Below are 23,958 nucleotides of genomic sequence, written 5' to 3'. Positions count from 1 at the left end.
GCGTACCACTTAGATGATAGGATCGATCACATTTATTAACGCAGAATCCTGGTGGCTGATATTACTGGCCGCAGTTGTCCTAGTACCGTTGGCATGGTATGGATGGAAACCGTTGGGACCCGTAAGAGGTAAATTCTGGCTTCCCCTCGCCTTCCGTATTCTGGGGATTTTCTTCATTCTATTATTTCTACTGGAACCCAATTGGACTTCGGAACGCGCGGCACGCGGAGCCAATATCGTGGCGGTCATCTCGGACAACAGCCAAGGACTACAACTGAAAGAAAACGGTGCAGAGCTCACTCGTGGAGATACGATGCTTGATTACCTGACGGGCATAGAAAGCAGTTGGCTGGCCGACTTGAATGACGCCTTCCAGGTACGTCCTTACCAGTTCGACCGAGACCTACGTCGCATACCGGATTTTACCCAGCTCGATTTCGAAGGAGATCGCAGCAACTTAGGGCAATCATTAGAAAGCCTGGCGGATCGTTTTAATGGACTGCCCTTGGCAGGAGTCGTGGTGTTAACCGATGGCAACGCCACGGATCTCGATGAAAGCCTAGCCATGCTACCAGACTTGCCACCCGTCTACCCCATCGTGGTTGGGAATCCTGGACAGATGCCGGATGTAAGCATTGACCGAATCGAAATTCGGCAAACAGCTTTTGACGATGCACCGGTGACACTGACCGCTGAGGTCGCCAGCCGTGGTGGATACCGTAAATCGGTAGATGTAAAAGTCCGAGCCCTGGACACAGAAAACAGCCTGGGTAGTGAGACCGATGCAGACTATCTCCCGGATCCGGTAAGAGTATCCGGTAGAAGTGCCAGCGAACCACAGGCCATAAACTTTCGCTGGAGACCACTGGATTCAGGCATTCAATTCTACGAGGTCGCCGCTGAGCAAACCGAGGATACCAACCTTACTGAAGATACCCTGGATCCAGAAGAAGCAACCACCTTGAATAATCGTCGCCTGTTTATGCTCGATCAAGGGCAGCAAGAATATCGGATTCTATATGTCAGTGGTCGGCCGAACTGGGAATTTAAGTTTCTCAATCGCGCCCTGGCGGAAGATCATCAAATGGGTCTGGTCGGGCTCATCCGAGTAGCCCGCCGCGAACCCAAATTCGAATTCAAAGGACGCTCCGGAGAATCAAGCAATCCACTTTACCGGGGATTTGGCCGGGAAGACGAAACGGAGCGCTACGACCAGCCGGTACTCGTGCGTATTAATACCCGGGATGAGGATGAGCTATTGGGAGGATTTCCGAAGACCCCTGAGGTCCTATTTGAATATGATGCTGTCATTATTGACGACGTGGAAGCTGAATTCTTTTCCTTTGACCAGCTGTCTCTGCTCCGACGTTTTGCTAGCGAACGTGGCGGAGGTCTACTGCTCCTAGGCGGCGCAGACGCACTCAACAATGGTGACTATGCAGAAACTCCCTTGGCCGCTGCGATGCCCGTCTACCTGGATCGCGAGCCAGCAGTAGCTCCACAAACAGAATTACAATGGGAGCTGACCCGTGAAGGTTGGGTAGAACCCTGGGTGCGAGTAAGACCCATTGAATCTGAGGAGCGCGAGAGACAACGCGCCATGCCCTATTTCAAAGTGCTCAATGCTTTGAGTAGTCTAAAGCCAGGTGCCCAAGTTCTGGTTGAAGCCAGCGATCGGAGCGGTAATCGTTACCCGGGTCTCGTAGCTCAACCTTTTGGATCTGGAAGAGTCGCATGCTTGGCAATCGGTGATCTCTGGCGCTGGGGACTAAAAAGCGCTGAAGAGCAGGCTGACCTGGCGCGTTTCTGGAGACAGCTCACGCGCTGGCTAGTTACCGACAATGTGTTACAGGTTGAACTACAGACTGAAAAACAAGGTGAAACGACTCAGCTTAAAGTCATCGCCAGAGATAAATCATACCAACCGGTCGATTTGGCTCAGTCACGAATTACCATCCAAAGAGTTTCAAAGCTGGGGGATGAATCGGCAGAAGGTGGATTTGAAGAGGTCACCGTTTACGCTGAACCCGTATCAGACTCCCCGGGACACTTTGTCAGCGAATTTCAAGCACGCGATGCCGGAGCCTATTTGGCCACGGTCGAAGTTACAGATTCCGAAGGTGCCGTACTGGGAACGGCTGAAGCAGGCTGGGTACTCGACCCTGCAGCCGATGAATTCCGTTCACTGGAACCTAACCGGCCGCTTCTGGAAAACCTTGCCAGTAAAACCGGAGGACAAGTCCTTGGGTTTTCTGAATTGGGAAAGCTAAGTGACTTGTTGGCCCGCAACCCAGCACCTGTGACCGAAGTCTACACCACCCCACTCTGGCATAAGAGCTGGTGGTTTATGGCTATCTTAATATGCTTCCTATTGGAATGGGCGGTTAGAAGAATGAGAGGACTCGCATGAGAACATTCTTTATTCATTGTTTGATCCTTTTGGCGGCCACGATCAGTTCGCAGGCCATCAACCACGATATTCTGGTCATCGTTGGCGCCGCCGGTGAAAAGAAATATGCTCAAGGGTTTTCAGATGCTGCAGAGGCCTGGCTAGAAGCCGGAGAGAAAGCAGAGGCTGAGATTACCGTTATTGGCTTAGAGCATGCAGGCGATACGAATGACAAAGATCGGATCAAAGAATGGATCCAAAACTTGGATACAGCCAGCACCATCCCCGCATGGATCGTTTATATTGGACACGGCACCCACAATCGTCGCGATGCTTACCTCAATCTAACAGGACCTGACCTATCCGCCGGAGACATGGAAGTCTGGCTTCCGGCCATGACTCGGACATTTATCATGATCCACGGTGGATCCGCCGGTAGCGAATTTCTGACATCACTCACAGGACGTAATCGCATTCTAATCTCCGCAACTCGCAATCCAGACGAAATCAATTATGCCCGATTCGGGGAGTTCTTTGCAGATGTCATTTCCAACGAGGAAGGGGATATCGACCAGGATGGGCAGACTTCTTTACTGGAAGCCTTTCTAACCACAGCCAATTACGTAGATGCCTTTTATACAGGAGAGGCACGGCTGGCATCCGAACATTCACTTCTTGATGACAACGGCGACAAACTTGGCACACCACCCGATTGGTTTCGAGGCACCCGTGTCACCAAACGAGCAAAAGGTGACCAGGAAACTGACGGGTTTCGTTCCCACCAAATCGCGCTCATACCTTCCGAACTTGAGAAACTCCTCTCTCCCGAGCAACGCATCGATCGCGATGGCCTTGAGGCTGAACTTGAATTACTTCGTAAGCGGAAGGATCAGCTGCAAGAAGAGGAATACTACGAAGCGTTAGAAGTACTTCTACTTCAGCTGTCTGGAATTTACCTAAAGACGGACGATCAGGGAAATCTGGTAGCCCCCAGTGTCGAAGAAGAAGGCTCTTGAGTCTTAGGCGGTCATGCAATCGAGATGACCCATTAGAGAGCACTTCGCTTTCGCTTGATTGTATAAACAACCAGCATAGAAATCCCACCCAGTATTAGGGTAGCGGTACCCGGTTCTGGGATAGCGGATGCTCCTGCGATAATACTTCCCCCTGAACTCTCGTAGATAAGGGCCCCAGCCAGGTTGTTTGTCAGCGTCACTTTCATCCAACCAAAAACGGTGCAGGTGGATCCATCCGGTAAAAACTGAAAGCCTAAGTAACTTGGGGTACCTATAAAAAATTGATCATAGTTCACTCCTAGGTGAGTAGCCGAACCACCGGGTCCGCTGACGAAACTCCCACTAGATCCATTGATTAAATCTCCCGCATCAAAAGCTAGGATACGATCCGTGTCTAGATTCCCAGCACGAGCGGGAGTAAAACTGCTTGAAGAAAAGAGAAACGCGGCTACTCCAAAGTAGGGGTTGAGATCCTATCCGGCACTGATCCTTCCGATGGGCCTGAATCCAATGGCTCTAATTTGAGGTAAACTCCATCAAGACCGTTAGGAATGGATATATTTTGGAGGTCACTGTATAAGATCTGGCCGGATAGTGCAGCTGAAGACCACAGGGATAAAGATAGGACTGCCAGAGGGAATAAAAACTTCAAGGGGAGGAGGATTTAAAAATTAAATTTCTTGGGCAGATATCCTTTCCATTACCTCAAACAAGCCAAGAGAAGGAAAACCATAATAAAGCCGTTACTAGATATAGGGTAGTTGGAGATATGGCAAATTCTAAAATCTCTTTTTCCCCTAATAATTGAATTTTAAAGACTCAAGGAATGTAATCTCTCAAAACCCGAATCCAGGCGGGCATTCCTAATGTGCCTTTAACAAGAGCGAGCACAAGAAGACCCGTTCGGCTCACTTTAATTGTTACTGCTTACCGTCCAAATATTTCCAGGCCCCTTTAAATTTCCGAAAGCGAGATCGTTCCTGGAGTTGGTGTAGTTCTCCGTTAACATAGTAATCGGCAACGAATTCGACTTTGCCCGTCTTGTCATCTTTACCACCGTTTACAACATCAACGATGTTTAAATAGCTCCAGTTGACGTCGTTAATAGTATTTTGTAATTCCTGCTTGAGGTTCTTTGCCCTGGTATCTGGATGAGTCGTATCAACGAGGTAATCCACACGCCGGAAGAAGTAGGCGCTGTAGCGAGAACGCATCAACTGTTCGGCCGTAGTTGGCTTTGCTTTACCATGATGAAAAGGCATGCAGCAGTCGTAGTACGTTTGCGTACTCTTACAAGGACAGAGAGAATCACCCCTCACCATAGATTTAGGCCTCGGACTCATTGGGGATGAGCCTTCAGAAGAATGACGATTGAGCAAAACAAAATAGTAATCGTAAAGTAGAAGCTCTTGTGCGATTTGAACCCTCTGATTCCCAATGAACCTGTTTCCAAAATCTGAAATTGAACAATCGATTCCCAGTCGGTTTGAGAAGCAGGTCTGTCGTTACACTGATCGTTTGGCCGTCCAAGATAAATAGGGCAAACTCAGTTACAAGCAGCTCAACGAATCCGCCAATCAAATTGCTCACGCTCTACTTGGACTCGGCCTGAAGAATGGCCCGGTAGTGACGCTATGTGATCAAGGTTCATTACTCATCTCCGCCGGTTTGGGCATATTAAAGGCAGGCCTTTTCTATACACCCTTGGATCCACAGTCCGCCCCGGATGCTGCTTTGAAACTACTTAAACGCTTAAATCCAGAAGCGATCATTATTGAAAGTAGCTCTCTGAAATCTTTTGGAGAATTGGACAACTTCAAGATTCCAATCATCTGCTTGGACACACTCGACGGCGGCCTATCAGTCGACAATCCAACTATCCCAATCGAACCCACATCATTGGCATATGTATATTTCACGAGTGGCTCTACCGGCGCTCCCAAGGGAGTCATGGATACCCATCGAAACCTGTTACACAATGTCATGCGATACACCAACAGCCTGGGAATCAGTTCCAGTGATCGTTTGAGCCTCCTACATGCACCCAACCTCAGCGCCTGCCTTTCCAGTCAGTTTGGAGCACTCCTTAATGGAGCAAGTGTATTCCCTAAAAGGATACAATCTAGTGATGTGGCGGAATTGCCCGACTGGCTTCTAGATAAGGGAATCACTATTTACCATTCCGTGCCGGAGTTGTTTCGCTTCGCATTGAACCGGAAAAGTCGACACTCAAAGCTGAGATGGATTCGTCTGGAAGGTGACCCATCCTGGCCTGAGGACTTGGCTACCTACCAAGAGCTTGCTCCACCGGCTTGTCGTTTGGTCAATGGACTGGGCACAACGGAAACTGGTATTTTCCACCAGTTCTTTTTTGATAAAGCCTCCACGTTGCCGAAACATCCGGTATCGGTTGGGCACCCCGTGGAAGATATGAAAGTATATACAATTGGGGCTGACGGAAACCTGCAAACAGAAGGACCGGGCGAGATCGTTGTAAGCAGTCCTTACATCAGCCCCGGTTATTGGAATGACCCAAACAAAACCCTGGAACACTTTATCCCGAATCCGGAGAAGCTTGACCAGCGAATCTGGAGATCAAGAGACTTGGGAAACCTTAATCACGATGGTTGCCTCGAATACTTGGGAAGGATGCCCGATAAGTCTGAAATCAATGACAACGGTAGAAGCACACCCAAAAATAAGCCTCATTCTCAAATTGAAAAATCACTCGCAAGCTATTGGGAGGACTTATTTCCCGGATCAGAGATATATTTGGAGAGCAACCTGATTGAACTTGGAGGAACCTCGCTCACTGCAATTCGTCTGATAAATAAAATAGAGAAAGACTACTCCTTAAGACTAACGCAGAAAGAAATAGTAGAGAATCCTACTTTGGCAGGGCTGGTCAAGTGCCTTGAAAAAAGTTTGGAAGAAACGACAGGAGAGCCTGACGGACCAGATGACAGATAATCGAGAGTTGATCCCAAGGACGAAGATGGTTTCATCTGACCCACACCATGGCTAGACGAAATCAGAAATCCAGAGCATTCAACCGGGACCGGGGCAGCCAGCACGCTGACCTGAACGCACCCCTACCCCGCATGTCGGAAGAAGAGTTGTATGACAAAATCTTCGAGCTCAAAAGTCCAACCGTGCTCATCCTCGACTGCATCGAAGATCCCCACAATTTGGGAGCTTGTCTACGCACAGCGGATGCCGCAGGTGTTCTAGCTGTTGTGACTCCGAAGAATAAAGCTGCTTCTATCACCGAAACGGTTCGCCAAGTTGCTTCAGGGGGCGCAGAATCGGTGCCTTTAGTCCAAGTGACCAATCTAGCACAATCGATGAACAAGATGAAGGAAGCTGGTTTGTTTCTCATCGGAACATCGGATCAAGCGACTCATGATCTATACGACAAGAATCTGACCGGCCCTATTGGTATCGTCATGGGATCAGAGGGAAGCGGACTTCGCAGGCTGACTATGGACACCTGCGATGACTTGATCTCCATTCCGATGGTGGGAGAGGTCCCGTGCCTGAATATATCTGTGGCAACCGGAGTATGCCTCTACGAAGTGGTTCGGCAAAACAGGCGTAAGCAGGAGGAGTATTAGATGCTCCGTTAAAAAGCTGTCAGAAAGCCTGTTTATGCATCCCGCGACTTCGGTTCGTCCCCTTCATTCGATCAACATTGGATTCAATATTTTCGGTGATCCAAATCTCATGGACAACTCCACTACTTAAATGAATCGCATTTCGAGCTCTATCGCTGTCATCACGCTGCTCTTAGCAACTAGTCTAAAGGCTCAGGTTGACCCTATCGAAGGGAGTACGACGGGATTTGCAGGATATATTTACCGGCTTTACTCCCCAGAGAGTGCCAGTCCTGAAAATCGCCTCCCCCTCATACTATTTCTGCATGGATCCTTTGAAAGCGGAGATGATAATGAGAAACACGTTATCTCCCACATCCAGCCACTGATCGATTCATGTATGGGCAACGAGTATCCGGCATTCCTGTTGGCCCCTCAAGCCCCTGAGCCCCCTCCTCCCTACCAATACTGGGATCCCATAGTTCTCCGGCAACTCGTTGAGACCTTGGCAGCGAGCCTGCCAGTGGATCCAAACCGAATATATATAACCGGAATATCCGTGGGTGGTCGAGGAACCTGGGATGCCGCTTCCAAAGGCTTAGATATATTTGCTGCAGGGGTTCCGTTCTCTGCGCGTGCGAAATATGAGGCCACAACGCTATTAGGTTCATCGGGGATTCCCCTTTGGGCATTCCACGGTGACAACGACCCAATCGTCGATCTCGCGGAGACCACCAACATGATCAAGGATATCAAGGATGCCGGTGGACAGCCTCGATTCACAAAACTGCCCGGCTTTGCTCACAATGATTGGTCCCCCATTTACGCAGATGAAACTGGATTTACCGATATTTGGGAAGGCGGACCAGAAGAAGATTTAAATGATTCACTCTATGCCTGGATGTTTTCAAAAACATTACCAGAGACGCCCTACGCTTATTCACCCCTCCAGGACGAAGAGACCCTCCTTTTCGATTTCGGCTGGAATCACAGACAACCCAATGGAACAACATGGAATAATATTTCCGTAGATCCAAGCGATCCCATCCAAGTGCTCACTGGCTTGCTCAACTCGGATGGTGCTCCCAGGCAAGTCGGCCTGGCTATCAATGATGGATTTGAAGGCATGGACGACGAAGGAACTTCCACCGGGGAATTGTATCCGTCACAGGTTACGGCGGACTACTGGTGGACCGGTAGTGAAGAAGGACACGAGGCGGCTCTCACACACCCAGCCAGTATCGTACTCAGCCAATTACCCACAGACCAATCCTTCCGGCTCAGTTTCTTTGCCGCTAAAAGTGGTACCGACGGATCGATTGATAGGATGACCCAGTTTACCGTCAATGGACGGTCGGTCGATTTGGACGCCACTGATAATGGGGGCGATATTGCGACCCTTCCCAGAATGGTTGCAGACAATGAGGGCAATCTCGAAATTATCGTGGCACCGAGTCCGAACGGGGCTGGTCGATATGCTTATCTCAATGCCATGGAACTGATGGTCGAACCCTGGCCACTCAACTTTGCTTATTGCGGAGAGCTGAAAGGCATTGATCCGGACCAGCCCAATAAAGATCAAAACGCCAATGGCATTCCAGAGCTCATGGACTTTTTGTATGGCAATGAAGCCGAAGGGGCACAACGGACTGCCTCGTTTGTAATCGATGGAAATAGTCTCTTGGTAAGCTTCCCGATTCGAACAGAGGAAACTGCGAGCGGTATATTCTATTTGGAAAAATCCACCACGCTGAAGGATTCTTGGGTCGTTTTGGGTTCCTACGATTTCTCTTCGGAGCTTGCGACCAACCTGGCGTTTACCGGAACGGAGTCAGACATGTGGCTTCAAGCTGAAGCGTTAGAGATCGAAGTGGGGACCTTTTACAGACTTAGAGGAGAGATCCCTTGATTCAATGATGCGTTGACCACTTACTTGGCATTCTTACATTCAAGGGATGAAAAAGACACCCCTCCTTAGTGCTCTTCTCATTCTTCCAGTATCGATCCTCGATTCGCTATATTTTCCCCGCCTAAGTCAGTGGATTTCTTAGTAAGATCGAAACCTATCTCCAGAATCGTCGTCGGAGAGTTATTTGGAAAAATGTTATAACATCACTTAAGCCACTCACATGTTAGAAATAATCGCCATCTGGTTCCTTTGGACACAACTGGGAAAACTCCTAAACAACAAGGGCTATGAGTCCACCATTTGGATGCAATTACTACTGGTAATCGCTTGGCTCATTGGCGAATTTTCTGGGGTCGTGATCTATGGGATCATTCAGATTATGAATGGAGCCGAGGCTGGAAGCTTTGATGCGCTCACTTATCTATGCGCCATACTAGGAGCAATCATTGGGGCAGGCATCATATTCGGAATTGCAATCCTCATGCCTCGTAAAGGAGATCCAGTCGGAACTATCTGAGAAACTCGTTCTACCTGATGAGCAACGTGGACGATCTCTAGCTTAAAAACTCGATTCAAAAGACCCCGATTTCTTTAATAAGCTACTCCCGCAGAATGCTACAGGGTAAATGCCTATTGAACCACAAAGCAGGGACTCGCCGTCGGCGATATGCCTGATGAGAAACCCCGTCGCAAGCAACAGGGAATGATCAACTTCTAAGCGGACTTAGTTGCTTAAAAGATTGGCCTCGATTCTGCGCAAAGCAGACAAGTTACACACGGTTTCGGTACCATCCTGATAACGTATCTTAGCTTGAGGATTATTAATGGCCAAGATCTCGTAAGACCCTTTCCTGTTCACATGAACTGACCCAACTTGAAATTTCGATTCCTGCTGAGGTGGAAGAGTTGAATAATATTCTGTAATCATAACTCCATCAGTGCACATGAAAACCAGTTGCTGGAGCTAACTTCAATGCGGCTGCTGAAATGTATTAACAATTTTTTTAATTCTTCGAAACGGCAGCGACTTCGAGAGACAGCAATGCTTCCAATACTTGGTCTTAATTTCTAACGAATTGATTTCATACCAAGAAAAGAAATCAACTATGAATGACCTGCATCACAATATAGAATCGTTTATCCGTACTCCAACTACCTTTTGGGAATCGCCTCTCTGACTCGAACGTTGTCGATGTAGAGGTGAGTATTATAGCCACCAGCTTGAAAACCAAAGTTGTCTTTCTTCTCTGTAAAACCCACGTGCTCTGCCATCACAGTTTGACCATCGATCTGTAAACACATCTTGTCGCCTACCGATTCGAGAATGACGTGGTACCATTGCCCTGCTTTCAGGTTCAATGGCACCTCGTTCACAGGGTGTGTTTTTTCCTCGTAGTTACCTTGTAATGGATCAAGTCCCTGATCGCGGTTCTGTGCAGCCATTTGGTCCCGCTTTCCTTTTTCTTTGATTTTATACACCTGAGCCTTGTCGAGGTGGATCTCTCCTTTGGAAACGTGCACCAGATCCCAGTTGATCATCAGGCGGGTAAAGCCTGCACCTTCCAGCTTCATATCGTATTCGTAAATGACATGGTAGTGGTCGAGGTAGATCTTCCGAAAAGCTGTATGCTTATCTTCAGGTTGCTGCCTGCCTCGAAGCGTACCCTCAATGATCGCCCAATCTCCTACACCCACTGTAAAGAGTTCGGGTAGCTCAGCCGAACCGAAGTCCTCACTGAGCAGCAGTTTTCCTGGAGTGGAAAGCTGATAGGTAGATTTCGCTGATGCGAAATTCACCAACAGCACAAAAGAAATGAGTAGGGCTATTTTTTGCATAGGGTGTATTTGGGGAAATGACGGCTAGGCCAATACATGCTCTAAAACCATCTTTTCTGTAAGAGCAGTACCGAACCCAGGTTCGTCGGATGGTAAATAATGTCCATCCTCAAACGGAGCACTCATCGCATTCATCAGGTCAGTCCCATCGTCCGTAGTGCCAAAACTCTCGGCCCAATTGCACTGGGTAGATGAGAGACAAAGGGGCAAACCGTAAAGACAACCCCCTCGGTGAGGTGTAAACTCAAGATCGTTGGCTGCGGCCATAGCTGCGATTCGTCTCAATGATGTTACACCACCACACCAAGTCACATCGGGCTGAAGCACATCGGCCGCTTTGTGACGGATCAATTCGGCGAATCCGAAACGCGTATACTCGTGTTCGCCGTTCGCGATACGCGTACTGGAGATTTCTTTTACGAGTCGTTCGTAACCCAGGATGTTGTCAGGCGATAAGGGTTCTTCGATCCAGTAAAGGTTCAGGTGCTCCATTCGACGTGCCATATCGATGACGAAGTCGGTATCATCCCAACCGGCCACGCATTCGATCATCATGGTTTTGTCATTACCTAGTTTTTTGCGAACAGCATCCAGATCTTTGATGGTTTGTTGCTTCCCTTCCTCTCCTTCAGCGAGACCATTCCACGTAACGACTTTGAAGTGTTGGATATTTAGCTTCAATCCATTCTCCACTACATCGGGCGTGCCTGTGTGGTAAACCGGAATTCGTTCTTTCGTCGTGCCGCCCAGTAAACGGTAAACGGGTTGATTGGCATGTTTTCCGAGAATATCCCAAAGGGCATTGTCCACACCACTCAGGCCCATGACAAATACTCCACGACGACCATAAAAATCCCCGGCGGTGTACATTTGATCCCAGAGCAGCTCGATATTGAGGGGATTCGTACCGATAAGCAGATGGCGTAAATGCCCCTCAATAATCTTACAGGCAACTGCCCCGCCAGCACCCATGCCAAATCCGGTGATACCTTGATTGGTCTTGATCACCACAATGATGGCGCTAGCCAGCTGAGCAAACGGTCCTTTGTATCGCCAACGCTTCGGATCGAAGTCTGAGGTAAACTCTGGTAACTTTCCTTGGTCAGAGCGCTCCCACAGTTTCACAGGATAGGCATCCACCGAGGTGATTTTCAGCTTAGTATCCTCATGGTGATTGGCTAACGCCACGTTTGAAAATCTGGTACTGGCAGCCAAGCCTGCAGCGGCTAGTCCTCCTAGAAAGCGTCGTCGATTCATGGCATGGAGCATGCTAAGGAAGTTTCTTCAATGCAATGTGAACTTTTACTTCTCTTTACCTCCAAAACTACTAGAACTAGCTGATATGAGCGATTCAGACATTCCGATCATTGATATGGGTCCCTATCTCGAAGGCACACAAGCAGGCCGAGAAAAAGTAGCCCAAGAAATCTATACCGCTGCCCACGAAGTTGGTTTTACTTACCTTAAAAATTTTGGGATGTCGGATGACCTTTTGGAAGCAGCCTTCGATATCGCCTACTCACTTTTCCACAGTGATGAAAAGCTGAAGGTGCCCTTCAACGTGGAGTTCAATCACGGCTACGGAAAGATGCAGGGAGAAGCACTCAACCCAAGCAAACCAGCTGACTTGAAAGAAACCTTCACGAGTCGCAATTTGAAACGCCTGCCAAGCGGCCCAGAACTGTGGCCGAATCCTCAGTTCGAAGCGTTCATGCGCGTCTTTTATAACCGTGTCTGCAACATCGCTTCGAATGTAATGGGTGCCTTTGAAATCGCGCTCGATCTAGAGCCTGGTTTCTTTGATGCAAGGCATACCGGACTTACTCAAACGCTCCGCTTACTTCATTACCCACCTGTAGAGGGAGCAGCAGAAGGACAACTCGGAGCCGGCGCACACACTGACTACGGAACACTCACGGTGCTCTTCCAAGATGATGCAGGAGGCTTGGAAGTTCAAAACCTCGAAGGCGACTGGATCCCCGCGCCCCCCATCCCCGGAACCGTCGTCATCAATACCGGCGATTTAATTTCTCGCTGGAGCAATGATTTTTTCAAATCGACCCCGCACCGGGTAGTACCACGTCCAGCAGCTATGAAGAATGGAAGACAATCCATCGCATTCTTTAGCGACCCGGATCCGGATGTACTGATTGAAACTATTCCGAGTTGTATTACCGCAGAGTCACCAGCCAAATACGGACCCATAACCGCAGGTGAACACATTCAGCAATGCATACTTGCTTCTCAGGCCGGTTAAAGTCTGAGGATAAACAGGTATTGTGAGAACATCACAGGGGAGGACCGGGCACTTTCTCTCGAAAGGCGCCCTTGTTATTGTTTCTCTTCTCCTCCCACTCGGAGCATTCGAAGTGGGACTTCGCGTTTTCTATCCAAAATATGAATACGCTGCCGATGCCAAGTATGAGCGAAGCATGAGCCGTATTTGGGTAAGGACGAAAAACACCCATTACACACGTGAGCATCCCGACACCGGAAAGTCGCATCCGGTCTACCACAATAATCTTTCTTTGCGGCAGCACAGGGACGTCAAGCCCAAGGCAATCAAAGAGGCTACCAACATCGGATTCTTTGGTGATTCCTTCCTGGAAAACCTGAGACTACCAGCTCAACAAACCTTTGTAGAATTCCTCGACTATCTTCTGAACGAAAGTGGTTCCCCTTTCAATGTGTTGAACTTTGGAGTCGACGGCTATGGCACCGGCCAATCTTTCCTAAGCTATCGAGATTTTGAATTCTCGGATGAACTGGATCACATCTATTATTTATTTTGCGTCAACGACCTCAGGAACATTTATGAAAATGATCTCTTCGAGTTAGATGAGTCTGGGCAATTGATTCAAACCCAGGCCCAGCCGACGTCCTTGTGGAAAAAAACCGTGGGCCGCTTCCACCTGACCTATCTCATAATCGGCACCTTCCAAAAACGCGCCCAGGCAACGCGGTTTCAGGATGAGGCGGGGGTGCTCCTTGAAAATGCAGCCTTTAAAGGAAAACAGACGGCGGAGTTGGCAAGCGTCGTCGCGATCTTCAAAGCCTTACTCTTCGAATGGAAACAAACAGCGGAAAACCAAGGAGCTCAATTCCATGTGGTTCTCCTACCCCGCCTTCAGGAATACCAGAGCAGGCATTTCATTCCGCCCGAAATCGATACCGTAGATTTGTTTAAACTATTCTACGACAATATCGAACAGTACGATTACCAAGACTGGCATTTTGAAAACGATGGTCACTGGGATGAAGCCGCCAATCAAATGGCAGCTACCTTCTTACTCCGGTCCTTAGAAGAGAAGCTGAACCTTTCTCCCATTTCCGATGATGAACTAAAGCGGAGAACCTCAACTTATTATTCAAGTTTCGATGGATGGACGCCTGGGGACCATTACCTGCTCCAAGCATCCGTGGATCCACAAATTAAAGAAGCCATCAAACGCCGCTACGCAGAACTGGAACTTGAATGATCTCTTCTCATCCCACCTTGTGTTAGTCGTTTGCAAACACAGGTTAATCTCAGTTAATTTACATTCGAGATGAAAAGACATCCCTTATTACTCCTAACTGTTTGCCTCTTCCTCGGACTTTGGCACAAAGCCGTCGCGTCCTACCTGGCAACCGCGACCTTTACCGACCATTGCGTCGGCAAGTTGCTGGAAGCATTCGATAAAAGTGACTACGCCAACAACACACTCATAGTCTTGTGGTCTGATCACGGATTTCACATTGGTGAGAAAATGCACTGGGAAAAACGCTCGCTCTGGGAGGAGTCGACTCGGGTACCACTCATCATTTGTGCTCCAGGAATCACCACCCCGGCAAGCAGCAGCCCAAAAGCGGTTGGGCTCATCGATCTTTTCCCGACACTGATTGAGCTGTGCCAACTGCCTGAAAAATTGGGGCTCGAAGGAAGGAGCCTCGTTCCGCTTTTAAAAGATCCCAAACGAAACTGGCCTTACCCTGCACTCACGACACAAATGCCAGGCAATCATTCCGTCCGAACAGAACATTGGCGTTACATTCACTACGTAAACGGAGATGAAGAACTCTATGATCATCGCAGTGATCCACACGAATTCTCCAATCTCGCTGAAAACCCGGAATACGCAGCTGTAAAGAAACGCCTGGCAACACACCTACCTAAGAATGAAGTTCTGTCCGGCCCCAGATTACCTCGAAGAACTTACACGCAAGCCTTCGATTGGACCCAACCCTGAATAATTTGGCTGTAACTACTTACTCAAAAAGATCTCACTAAGGACCATCTCCTCAATCAGGTCGCGAAAGCCATCGCCTCGATCCTCTACGCTTGCGATGATAAGATCGATCTCCCTCCGGTCCCCCGCTTCCATACGCCGCCCCGTTCCTATAGTTAACAACTTGCTGGTAATAGCGCGCGCTATCTGATCACGACGACCGAGCAAGTGGCTCTTGAACTCGGCTGTATTTTGAAAAGACGTGCCATCCGACATCGTACCTGAACTATCGACAGCCAGATTGTTATCGTACTGGGAGCGCCATCGACCTATAGGATCGAAAGATTCTAACGCAAATCCGAGCGGGTCAATTTTTCGATGACAATCGTAGCAAGTAGGATTCTTGCGATGCTTCTCCAGTTGGTCGCGCAAAGATACAGCGCCACGAGTATCCGGATCAAAGGGTTCAACATCTGGGGGTGGAGGTGATGGAGGCGTCCCGAGAATATTTTCAAGGATCCAAACGCCACGGATAACCGGCGAGGTATCAATTCCATTCGCAGTCACTGTCAGAATGGATGCATGCCCCAACACTCCACTGCGTATGGGATCCGATCTCTCAATTTTCCGAAAATCCAATCCACTCACACCCTCATAGTCATAAAGCTCTGCCAATGGTTCATTTATGAAAGTGTAATCGGCATCCACCAAATCCGTTAAAGGACGGTTCTTAGTAAGTAGGTGCTCTATGAACAGTCGGGTTTCTTCATACATGTACTTTTGCAGATTCCGTTCGTAGTAGAATTGAAAGGCCTTCCGGTCCGGGGGCTGGGAACCGAGATCTTTCAAGGTCAAAACCAAATCAACAAAATTTGCGATAAAAGCCTCCGCTTTGGAATCCTTCAGCATTCGCTGTATCTGTTTCTTCAATACTCTCGACTTTCCGAGCTGTCCACGAGAGGCGAGTTTCAATAACGGCTCATCCGGCATCGAAGACCAGAGAAAGTAGGATAAGCGTGAAGCCAATGCATGGTCGGATAATTGCCCTTCGTCATCACCAGGCTCATCCATATAGAGAAATCCGGGAGAACAGAGCACACGCTTCAGGGTATCCTTGAATGCCTGAAACTCAGACAACCCAGATGATCTGCGAACGTCATAGAAGGCCATGAGCTGATCGACCTCATGCTTCGCTGCCACACGACGAAAGGCTCGGGATGCAAAACGGGACACCAGCTTCGCAACTTTTTCCGCCGAAAATGATTCACCTAGCAAAACTGATTTCTGAGCCTTACTCGGCCACTGATCATAAAGCGGTCCCGTAATCTCAACCTCATGGATACGAATTTGAGGAAGCCCTCCGTATTCGAGGGTCACAAATTTCCGGTTTCCAAAATTATCCTGGAGTTCCTCATCAAGCGTAGGAGCAATTTCGTCAAACAAAGGCCTGAAGGCACTCCGCAGATTGTTAGTCCCGTTTGGAAAAGTGAAGCGAGGTGTGTAGCCGGCATCCAGCCACACAGTAGCCTCATACCATTCCATTTGATCGTCAGGCAGCGTAAAGGAGGCCAGAGTGGGCTCAATTCGTTGCGGAATCCCTATCTCCCCCACCCGTTCATCACCAGGCACGATAGCCAGTTCATGCAACTGCTCTGGATTGGTCGTAGAGACGCGAGCAATGTGGTCGTGGGCACGGTATTTGGACTCAGCCTGAAAACGAATGCGGTAACGACCATCATAGGGCACACCCTCCAAGAAATCATGGATAGTGCCATAAGCACCTTCGTGGCGCTGAGACGTAGGAACTTCGAACAGGGCAATGTATTCATAGTCAGCAATCTGCTCCATGGTCGAACCCAGTCCGGATAACCCCCGAAAGTTATCTGTAAAATGCCAGGTCTCAACCGGTGGTTTTTCTTCAAGCTCAAATACCTTCTCGATGATTTCATCCGCCGCATCCACATAGCGGTCGAGCAGGTAACTTGAAGTCACCAATTGATCTCCCAGCGTATCCACGTGGTTATCCTCTTCATCTCTAGGAAATGCCTGAGTGGGATCGAAGAGGCTCGTATCCAACCCCAGAAGATCTCGAATGGTATTCAGATACTCCCTGCGATTCAGGCGCCTCAACACAGTCTGCCGATCCGTGCTGGAAAGCAATTCATGATGGGCTTCCACCGTCTGAGTGAGCCCTTCGATCATCTGGAGCACTCCTTCAACCGTGGGTTGTTTCTCCTCATCTTCGGGAGGCATCTCCCCGAGATTCATGATGTCTAGAATGTCCTGCAGATGAATCAGTGTCGCAGAATCTTCAATCGGCAAGGTTAGCTCATCAAATCTTCGATCGCCTTTTTGCTTTTTAGGGCCATGACACGAAATACAATACTCTTCCGTGAATTCACGGAACTGGGATTCAAAGTTTGCTGCGACCAAGGAGTCGACATGAACAAAGCCTATTACAAAAAAGAAAACTAGAAAGCGCTTCACAGTGAAACTCGGATCAAGTGGTTTCCAACTGCGACAATGTACCCGTGCTGTGAGCAAAGTATTCATCCTCAATACCAATTCGGTGCAAGATGGACAGATAAAGATTGGATAACGGCAATCTTCTATACCCTTCCTTAGGCAAAGCTATATGCTGTCCGTGCTTGAATCCACCTCCCGCAAGAATGATAGGCAGATCGGTGTTCGTATGCGCATTCGAATTTCCCATGCCTGAACCAAAGAGCACCATAGAATCATTTAAGAGACTTCCTCCGGTGGAGGCATCCTGGAGGGTGTTCAATTTGCCAAGGAAATTTGCGAATTGTTGAGTCTGATAGAGCTCAAGCTTAACCAGATCACGGATCTTATTCTCTTCCTGCCCATGGTGCGAGGTTAGGTGATAGCCACCAGAAACACCCAAAATGGATGCATCAAATTGCTCACTGGAAATTTCTAGTGAGGCAATGCGTGTCGAATCGGTCTGCAGGGCTAGCACGATCAAGTCATATAAGGTAGGCAAATCCAAAACGATACCCTGATTGCTCGGTTCATCCATCGGAGCATCCGGTTTCGCTACTCCAATCCAATGTCGACTTTGGTCTACCTTCACTTCCGTTTCCCTTACGGCGGTGAGATACTCATCGAGCTTATCACGGTCCTGGGCGGTCACAGACTTCGACATCGACTTGGCATCCGCCATGACTGAATCAAGTATCGATTTTTTGAGTACAGATCTTTCCGTAGCCGCTTTTTTGCCTGCTTCAGAATCTTGCTCAAAGAGTTTTCTAAATAGTTCGCGAGGTCCCGAGATGGGAGGAACCCGCACGCCGGAACGAGTCCAGGACATCTGACAACCATTATGCAACCCACCACTCGAGCCTACGGTGAGCGTTGGGAAACGTGTTGCGGAGCCGAGCACTTCTGCAGCGCGCTGATCGACACTTATGTTTCCATCCGGCATGTTCTTCGCATCCACCTTCAACACACCTGAGAGGAACGAATGCACACAAAAGTGCCCCCCAGTCAGTCCATGGTCCAAGTTGGACATAACGGTAAACTGATTCCGGAGACTATCCAAAGGTTGGAGCAACTCTGGAGCCGCATACTCGAAACCTGTTTCGCCTGGAAAGAATGACGGCTGGTACATGCCGAATGAATTCCCAACAGCCACCAGACGTTTCGGGCCGTTTTGAACAGGAGCTGCAGCAAAGGCGGGAAACATGCTTTCCATAGCCGGAAGCGCCAGACTAACGCCGATTCCCTTAAGGAAAGATCGCCGTGAGACATGATTCGCAAAACTGAAATGCACGCGTTTCATGGAAGTAAATAATTTAGGGTAGTTGAGGCTTAAACCTCGGGGATTCTGATTAAAGTAGGATCTAGGACTTACAGGAGTTTCTCGGGGACATCAAGCTACATAACTATCAACTCAAAATGAAAGCAGCTACTTTTTCTTTCTAGGATCCTCCCCAGAAGTCCCCCACTTGGCCCAACGATCACGTTCATGAAGCGTGCGATCGGGGTCAGCAAAAGTGCCAGGTCGCACGGGCTCGTGTGAAGCTTTGGCGAAGGCCTTCATTTTACCCAAGATATCTCCGTGACGTTTGGAAAGGTCAATGGTTTCAGAAATATCCGAGTCGAGGTTGTAAAGTTCCCACTCAGCAGAAGGCTTTGGCTGCACAGCTTTCCAATTGGCAAAGCGAACCGCAGTCTGCCCGCGGTATTCCCAGTAAAACATATCGTGACTGTATTTCCGGTGGGACTCTCCCAGGATCTCGGGCAACACCGAACTGCCGTCCGTATCGTCTGGAACTTTGGTTCCGGTCAGATCCGCCAATGTCGCCATCACATCGTATTGGGTAAATACAAAGTCGCTCACCCGACCAGCCTCGATTTTGCGAGGCCATTGAACCAGGTAAGGAATCTTTAAACCTCCTTCATAGAGATTGCCCTTACCTCCCCGAAAAACGACTCCGGTTTCTGGATTTACATTGGGACTAAAAAAACCATGCGGATGCTCGTCACTCTTGAAGCGAGGCTGTCCACCGTTGTCACCGGTGAAGAAAACGAGGGTGTCGTCCTCGAGCCCAAGCTCTCTGAGCAAAGCCTGAATGGAACCCAAATTATTATCCACCATGGTACACATGGCAGCGTAATTCTTAGCCTCCCAATGAACGTCCGGGTCTTTCATCCAGGCCTCTCCTTGGTATTGGTCCCAGGCTGGATCGTCCTTGGGGATATCGTACATTCCATGTGGAGGCGTAAGCGGGAAGTAGGCAAAGAAAGGTTGATCCTTGTTGTCGCGGATAAACTGAAGTCCTTCCCGCATAACTTCATAGTGCATATAGGTCTGACCATGCCGACCACCGATATTACCCTTCAGTGGAACTTCCTCACTGTTACGAATAATGTAAGGCGGATAAAATGTATGGGCATGAACTTGATCGTAGATTCCAAAAAAGACATCGAAGCCATGATCCTCGGGAACGCCCGTTGAACCGCGTCCACCAGCACCCCATTTACCAAATCCTCCGGTCGCATAGCCTTTTTGTTTGAGTACCTGGGCTATCGTTTCTTCCTCAGCACGAATGGGTGTCCCTCCATCGTTCGCTCTGACGGAAGCGTGACCTGCGTGTTTACCAGTCAACATACAACCACGAAGCGGACCACACACAGGAGAAGCAGCCAAAGCATTGGTAAAGCGCAGCCCATTGGCCGCCATCTTGTCGATATTCGGGGTTTTAATGTAGGGATTACCCGTATGTCCCAATTCATAATAGGACAGTTCGTCCGACATAATGTAGACGATATTAGGCAGTCGATCAGCTGCGGGAAGTAGTGAACAGCATATAGTTAGGAGTAGAAGCAGTCGAAGTAACATAACCCCACCAGTCTGGTGGCTTCGGTTGAGCACAGGCAATTCAAATGAAGCCTCTTCGCTTCCATACCCCTTTCTTTGTTGAGTTATCTCCATCTCGCCCAATCATTTTACCATATCTATATGAAACGCATCTTCTTACTCCTAATCACCTCCGTGGTATTTTCCATTACCTATTTGGGCTGTTCCAAAGGTGACGGCACCATCAAGCTCGTTGGAGCCTCTCAATTCGATGAGAATCACGCTTATACGCTCACTCTGGTTAAGTTTAAGGAACTGGTGGAGGAGTATTACGGCAAACCGATCGAATTCGATCTCCAGATCAATAGGTCTTTGGGGTTGGAAAAGGACTACTTTGGTTACATGAGCCAGGGACTCTCGATTGATTTCGCGGTTGTTTCGCCATCGCACATGTCAACGTTCTCCAAATCTGCCCCCTTGATGGATATGCCTTTCCTGTTCCGCGACATAGATCATTGGAACACCGTCCTCGATGGTGACGCCCTTAAACCCATTGCGGATGAAATCCTGGAACGCGCAGATGTTCATTTGATCGGTTATGCAGGGGGAGGCACACGCAACCTCATCGTCAACAAACCGATCACCAATATGGCAGAACTGAAAGGATTAAACATCCGCGTCATGGGAGCCCCCATTCAAACACGCATTTTTCAGGCTATTACGGCAGCACCCACTGTCATTGCTTACGATGAGATTTACAATGCAGTCCAAACCGGAGTGATTGATGCGGCCGAGAATGAAGCAGCGGGGATCCAGCAAATGAAATTCTACGAAGTAGGTCCTGAGATCGTATTAAGCCAACATGCTATCACGGTTCGCCCAATTTGTTTTAGCGGAAAAACACTTCGCCGCCTACCTGAAGACTTACAAGCCGCGATCATCAAGGCCGGTAAAGAAGCGGGTGGATTTGGACGTCAGATGGAATCCTCACAAGACGCTGAGATACTCGCTCAAATGGAGTCTGAGAAGAAACTCCGCACGCACGTGTTCACTGATCGTGATGAGCTCCTCAGGCTAGCAGCTCCGGTGCAGGAAGCCTACGCAAGTGAGATTGGTGCTGCGGCCGTTTTTAAACGGATCACCGAAACACGATAATAATCGTATCCGCCATACGAATACCATGAATGCATTCTTCGAAGGTTATTACCGCATCCTCAAAGCGCTATTAACCTTATTGATGGGACTCATCATTATCCCGGTTTCGCTACAAATCCTTTCGCGCTATACGGGCATCATCCCACGCTACATCTGGACCGAGGAAGTTGCGCGTTTCTGTTTCGTCTGGATCATTATGATTGGTGCGATGATTGCGGTGCGTGATAGCACCCACTTCGATGTCGATCTCCTACCCCACCCCAAGACCAATAAGAGCAAAGGTATCCGCGACCTGATTGTTCATATCGCCATAGCGACCATGGCTGGATTTTTCTGTTACTATGGATTCAAGTTTGCTCAGTTCGGAGCGATCCAAAGTTCGGAAATGAGCGGAATCAATATGGCCACCATTTACGTAGCTTTTCCTTTGGCAGGCGTTACCTGGGTCCTGTTTCTCATCGAAAAATTTATCAAAGATTTTCAGTTGATTAGAACACCGGAAGCAGAGGAGGAAGGCGAATGAGTGCAGGCGAAGTTTCTCTCATCCTTTTTGGTGTTTTTGTAGTCCTGATTCTTATACGCGTTCCGGTATCTTTTGCTTTGGGACTGGCCTGTATCCCCGTCTTCATCCTCGACGATCGAATGACACCTTTCGTGCTCATTCAGGAGATGTGGAAATCCTACAATTCCTTTATTTTGCTAGCCGTACCCTTTTTCCTGCTCGCCGCGAACCTCATGAATGCCTCCGGTATTACAGAACGTTTGGTCAATCTGGCACGGGCATCGGTCGGGCATCTTCCGGGTGGGCTTGGGCATATCAATGTGATGGTGAGCATGCTATTCGCAGGTATCTCGGGCTCTTCGACAGCCGATGCTGCCGGTATTGGATCCTTAATGATCCCTGCGATGAAGAAGCAGGGCTACGATACCAGCTTCTCGGTTGCTATCACGGCCTGCTCTTCTGTCATGGGTGTCATCATCCCACCCAGTATTCTCATGATTGTCTGGGGCGGCCTTATGTCCGTCTCCATCGGTGGTCTATTTCTCGCTGGAGTGGTACCAGGCTTCTTGATGGCGGTATTCATGATGAGCACCGTTCTCATCTACGCCAAGCTGCGTAACTATCCCATCTATCAGAGGGCATCGATGAAGGAGTTCTTCCAGGCACTCGGAAAAGCCGTATTCGCATTGGTGACACCCGCCATCATCGTCGGTGGGATTGTGTTTGGGTTCTTTACACCTACCGAGGCATCCGTTGTCGCAGTGGTTTACTCAGCTATCCTCGGTGGATTTATCTACCGCAAGATTGGCTTAAAGGAGTTCCCCAATGTGCTTTACGAGTCGGCTCGATTAGCTGCCATCTCACTCTTCTGTATTGGGACGGCATCCGCATTTGGATTTCTGTTGGCCTATTACAAAATCCCGGAGTCATTGGTCGCCTTCCTGTCAGACTACGGAACGGGTATAGTTGCAACCGGGTTTCTCGTCGCCATTGCATTTCTGGTCATCGGCATGTTCATCGATGCGATTCCCGCAATCATCATTCTCGGAACCATTCTTCTACCCGTTGCAAACAAAGTGGGCATGCACCCTATCCACTTCGCTATCATTGGGGTTATCTCCCTGGCATTCGGACTAGTCACCCCACCCTACGGACTTTGCCTTCTCATTTCATGCGCACTGGGAAAAATCAAAGTGGTCGATGCATTAAAAGACGTAGCGATCATTCTGGTACCCATGCTGATCCTTCTCATACTGGTCATCATTTTTCCTGAAATGATTTTATTCTTACCCCGCTGGCTAGCGCCTCAATTTCTATAATCGGTCATTATGTATTCAAAAGCCACCACCCTACTCGCGCTCCTCTTCTCCTTAACCATCTCAAGTGCCCTTTCGGCGGATGTATCGCTTCCCGCGATTTTCGGAGACCAAATGGTGCTCCAGCAAAAGCAATCCAATCCCGTTTGGGGCTGGGCGGATGCTTACTGGCGTTCTTTCGGAGATGAGGTTTACTTCAATCTTGGAGAAGATGGAGTGCCCGGAACGGGCATTTACACTCCAGCTTCTGGAGACGACTCCATCGCCGAGGAATCAGATCGCGTCCAACGCTATATCGATAACGAGACCGCTTTCGAAGGCTTGGGCGACCAAGGATCCCGTGGTGAGAGCGCCAATGTGTTCACCAGCTACCGTTTTACCGAAGGTGCTCTGGAAGGGTTCAATATCGGTGGTGGTATCCGCTATTAGGACCTATGACGGTAACGGCGGACGTGGCCAACGAAAGGGTGATTTGGGGCAATGATAAGACCTTGGTAGACTTCCTTATGGGCTACCGCATGAAAGCAACAGACAAAGTGGATATCAAATTCCAATTAAACATCAGGAACTTGTTCGATGAAAGAGAGTTCACTGAAGCCCGTCGTGACCTCGCTGGCCGTCTGGAAAGAATCGCATTGCAAACTCCTCGAGAATTCCAATTCAGAACTACCTTTAGCTGGTAGTTAATTTTCAATCACATATTTATTTTTC

20 protein-coding genes are annotated in these 23,958 nt (G+C 48.8%); 14 read left to right on the top strand and 6 right to left on the bottom strand.

All coding sequences use genetic code 11. The features are described from left to right. The first annotated feature begins 13 nt into the window (after positions 1-13). On the top strand, positions 14-2,410 hold the full coding sequence (locus tag GA003_02930; GenBank protein ID QXD28951.1) for a hypothetical protein: 2,397 nt from the start codon (positions 14-16) through the stop codon (positions 2,408-2,410). After that, a complete protein-coding gene (locus tag GA003_02925) occupies positions 2,407-3,405 on the top strand; it encodes a hypothetical protein (GenBank protein ID QXD28950.1) in 999 nt (332 codons plus the stop codon). The genes GA003_02930 and GA003_02925 overlap by 4 nt, the downstream gene beginning before the upstream one ends. 920 nt (positions 3,406-4,325) lie before the next feature. Here GA003_02925 and GA003_02920 read toward each other — a convergent pair. Further along, positions 4,326-4,748 (bottom strand): SecC motif-containing protein, encoded by a 423-nt coding sequence (locus tag GA003_02920; protein ID QXD28949.1) that lies wholly within the window; start codon positions 4,746-4,748, stop codon positions 4,326-4,328. A 283-nt stretch (positions 4,749-5,031) separates the two neighbouring features. Between GA003_02920 and GA003_02915 the strand changes: the two genes are divergently transcribed. The 4 genes from GA003_02915 to GA003_02900 all read left to right on the top strand — a co-directional run bounded on the left by GA003_02915 (position 5,032) and on the right by GA003_02900 (position 9,424). After that, the gene (locus tag GA003_02915) at positions 5,032-6,375 is read left to right on the top strand and encodes a non-ribosomal peptide synthetase (GenBank protein ID QXD28948.1); all 1,344 of its coding nucleotides are present in this window, start codon (positions 5,032-5,034) and stop codon (positions 6,373-6,375) included. 47 nt (positions 6,376-6,422) lie between these two features. Then, entirely contained in the window at positions 6,423-7,019 is a 597-nt protein-coding gene (gene rlmB / locus GA003_02910; protein QXD28947.1) for a 23S rRNA (guanosine(2251)-2'-O)-methyltransferase RlmB, read from the top strand. 130 nt (positions 7,020-7,149) lie between these two features. Next, entirely contained in the window at positions 7,150-8,907 is a 1,758-nt protein-coding gene (locus GA003_02905) for a dienelactone hydrolase family protein (GenBank protein ID QXD28946.1), read from the top strand. A gap of 220 nt (positions 8,908-9,127) precedes the next feature. Further along, a complete protein-coding gene (locus GA003_02900; protein ID QXD28945.1) occupies positions 9,128-9,424 on the top strand; it encodes a hypothetical protein in 297 nt (98 codons plus the stop codon). Positions 9,425-10,059: 635 nt separating this feature from the next. Here GA003_02900 and GA003_02895 read toward each other — a convergent pair. Together GA003_02895 and GA003_02890 are read right to left on the bottom strand one after the other, a co-directional pair. After that, positions 10,060-10,743, bottom strand: a complete 684-nt coding sequence (locus GA003_02895) for a hypothetical protein (protein ID QXD28944.1) — start codon at positions 10,741-10,743, stop codon at positions 10,060-10,062. 24 nt (positions 10,744-10,767) lie between these two features. Beyond that, positions 10,768-12,000 (bottom strand): twin-arginine translocation signal domain-containing protein, encoded by a 1,233-nt coding sequence (locus GA003_02890; GenBank protein ID QXD28943.1) that lies wholly within the window; start codon positions 11,998-12,000, stop codon positions 10,768-10,770. Positions 12,001-12,085: 85 nt separating this feature from the next. On the opposite strand from GA003_02890, the gene GA003_02885 reads away from it, so the two are divergent. The 3 genes from GA003_02885 to GA003_02875 all read left to right on the top strand — a co-directional run bounded on the left by GA003_02885 (position 12,086) and on the right by GA003_02875 (position 14,972). Next, positions 12,086-13,000 (top strand): isopenicillin N synthase family oxygenase, encoded by a 915-nt coding sequence (locus tag GA003_02885; GenBank protein ID QXD28942.1) that lies wholly within the window; start codon positions 12,086-12,088, stop codon positions 12,998-13,000. Between the two features lie 22 nt (positions 13,001-13,022). Further along, a complete protein-coding gene (locus GA003_02880) occupies positions 13,023-14,222 on the top strand; it encodes a hypothetical protein (GenBank protein QXD28941.1) in 1,200 nt (399 codons plus the stop codon). A gap of 69 nt (positions 14,223-14,291) precedes the next feature. After that, a complete protein-coding gene (locus tag GA003_02875; protein ID QXD28940.1) occupies positions 14,292-14,972 on the top strand; it encodes a sulfatase-like hydrolase/transferase in 681 nt (226 codons plus the stop codon). Positions 14,973-14,987: 15 nt separating this feature from the next. On the opposite strand, the gene GA003_02870 is transcribed toward GA003_02875, so the two are convergent. The 3 genes from GA003_02870 to GA003_02860 all read right to left on the bottom strand — a co-directional run bounded on the left by GA003_02870 (position 14,988) and on the right by GA003_02860 (position 20,316). After that, the gene (locus GA003_02870; GenBank protein ID QXD28939.1) at positions 14,988-17,438 is read right to left on the bottom strand and encodes a DUF1592 domain-containing protein; all 2,451 of its coding nucleotides are present in this window, start codon (positions 17,436-17,438) and stop codon (positions 14,988-14,990) included. Positions 17,439-17,451: 13 nt separating this feature from the next. Beyond that, complete coding sequence (locus GA003_02865) at positions 17,452-18,753, bottom strand: DUF1552 domain-containing protein (GenBank protein QXD28938.1); 1,302 nt, start codon at positions 18,751-18,753, stop codon at positions 17,452-17,454. Between the two features lie 126 nt (positions 18,754-18,879). Next, on the bottom strand, positions 18,880-20,316 hold the full coding sequence (locus GA003_02860; GenBank protein QXD28937.1) for an arylsulfatase: 1,437 nt from the start codon (positions 20,314-20,316) through the stop codon (positions 18,880-18,882). 120 nt (positions 20,317-20,436) lie between these two features. Here GA003_02860 and GA003_02855 point away from each other — a divergent pair, with 120 nt between their 5' ends. From GA003_02855 to GA003_02835, 5 genes are read left to right on the top strand one after another with little or no spacing between them, the layout of a single operon-like run. Next, the gene (locus GA003_02855) at positions 20,437-21,429 is read left to right on the top strand and encodes a TRAP transporter substrate-binding protein (protein QXD28936.1); all 993 of its coding nucleotides are present in this window, start codon (positions 20,437-20,439) and stop codon (positions 21,427-21,429) included. A gap of 25 nt (positions 21,430-21,454) precedes the next feature. Further along, complete coding sequence (locus tag GA003_02850) at positions 21,455-21,952, top strand: TRAP transporter small permease (protein ID QXD28935.1); 498 nt, start codon at positions 21,455-21,457, stop codon at positions 21,950-21,952. After that, a complete protein-coding gene (locus tag GA003_02845; protein QXD28934.1) occupies positions 21,949-23,250 on the top strand; it encodes a TRAP transporter large permease in 1,302 nt (433 codons plus the stop codon). The genes GA003_02850 and GA003_02845 overlap by 4 nt, the downstream gene beginning before the upstream one ends. 9 nt (positions 23,251-23,259) lie before the next feature. Then, positions 23,260-23,676, top strand: a complete 417-nt coding sequence (locus GA003_02840) for a hypothetical protein (protein ID QXD28933.1) — start codon at positions 23,260-23,262, stop codon at positions 23,674-23,676. Positions 23,677-23,681: 5 nt separating this feature from the next. Continuing rightward, the gene (locus GA003_02835) at positions 23,682-23,930 is read left to right on the top strand and encodes a hypothetical protein (protein ID QXD28932.1); all 249 of its coding nucleotides are present in this window, start codon (positions 23,682-23,684) and stop codon (positions 23,928-23,930) included. The last annotated feature ends 28 nt before the right edge of the window (positions 23,931-23,958 follow it).

It is taken from the genome of Opitutia bacterium ISCC 52 (assembly GCA_014529675.2).
Taxonomy (GTDB): domain Bacteria; phylum Verrucomicrobiota; class Verrucomicrobiia; order Opitutales; family UBA2995; genus UBA2995.
The sequence above is the reverse complement of the archived record's forward strand: the minus strand, read 5'-3'. Positions and strand labels throughout refer to the sequence as shown.

Coding starts and splice junctions, on each gene's coding strand:
- GA003_02845 (QXD28934.1), top strand. CDS start 21,949: ATGAGTGCAGGCGAAGTTTCTCTCATCCTTTTTGGTGTTTTTGTAGTC.
- GA003_02920 (QXD28949.1), bottom strand. CDS start 4,748: ATGAGTCCGAGGCCTAAATCTATGGTGAGGGGTGATTCTCTCTGTCCT.
- GA003_02890 (QXD28943.1), bottom strand. CDS start 12,000: ATGAATCGACGACGCTTTCTAGGAGGACTAGCCGCTGCAGGCTTGGCT.
- GA003_02895 (QXD28944.1), bottom strand. CDS start 10,743: ATGCAAAAAATAGCCCTACTCATTTCTTTTGTGCTGTTGGTGAATTTC.
- GA003_02860 (QXD28937.1), bottom strand. CDS start 20,316: ATGTTACTTCGACTGCTTCTACTCCTAACTATATGCTGTTCACTACTT.
- GA003_02850 (QXD28935.1), top strand. CDS start 21,455: ATGAATGCATTCTTCGAAGGTTATTACCGCATCCTCAAAGCGCTATTA.
- GA003_02930 (QXD28951.1), top strand. CDS start 14: ATGATAGGATCGATCACATTTATTAACGCAGAATCCTGGTGGCTGATA.
- GA003_02925 (QXD28950.1), top strand. CDS start 2,407: ATGAGAACATTCTTTATTCATTGTTTGATCCTTTTGGCGGCCACGATC.
- GA003_02855 (QXD28936.1), top strand. CDS start 20,437: ATGAAACGCATCTTCTTACTCCTAATCACCTCCGTGGTATTTTCCATT.
- GA003_02875 (QXD28940.1), top strand. CDS start 14,292: ATGAAAAGACATCCCTTATTACTCCTAACTGTTTGCCTCTTCCTCGGA.
- GA003_02885 (QXD28942.1), top strand. CDS start 12,086: ATGAGCGATTCAGACATTCCGATCATTGATATGGGTCCCTATCTCGAA.
- GA003_02865 (QXD28938.1), bottom strand. CDS start 18,753: ATGAAACGCGTGCATTTCAGTTTTGCGAATCATGTCTCACGGCGATCT.
- GA003_02840 (QXD28933.1), top strand. CDS start 23,260: ATGTATTCAAAAGCCACCACCCTACTCGCGCTCCTCTTCTCCTTAACC.
- GA003_02900 (QXD28945.1), top strand. CDS start 9,128: ATGTTAGAAATAATCGCCATCTGGTTCCTTTGGACACAACTGGGAAAA.
- rlmB (QXD28947.1), top strand. CDS start 6,423: ATGGCTAGACGAAATCAGAAATCCAGAGCATTCAACCGGGACCGGGGC.
- GA003_02835 (QXD28932.1), top strand. CDS start 23,682: ATGACGGTAACGGCGGACGTGGCCAACGAAAGGGTGATTTGGGGCAAT.
- GA003_02905 (QXD28946.1), top strand. CDS start 7,150: ATGAATCGCATTTCGAGCTCTATCGCTGTCATCACGCTGCTCTTAGCA.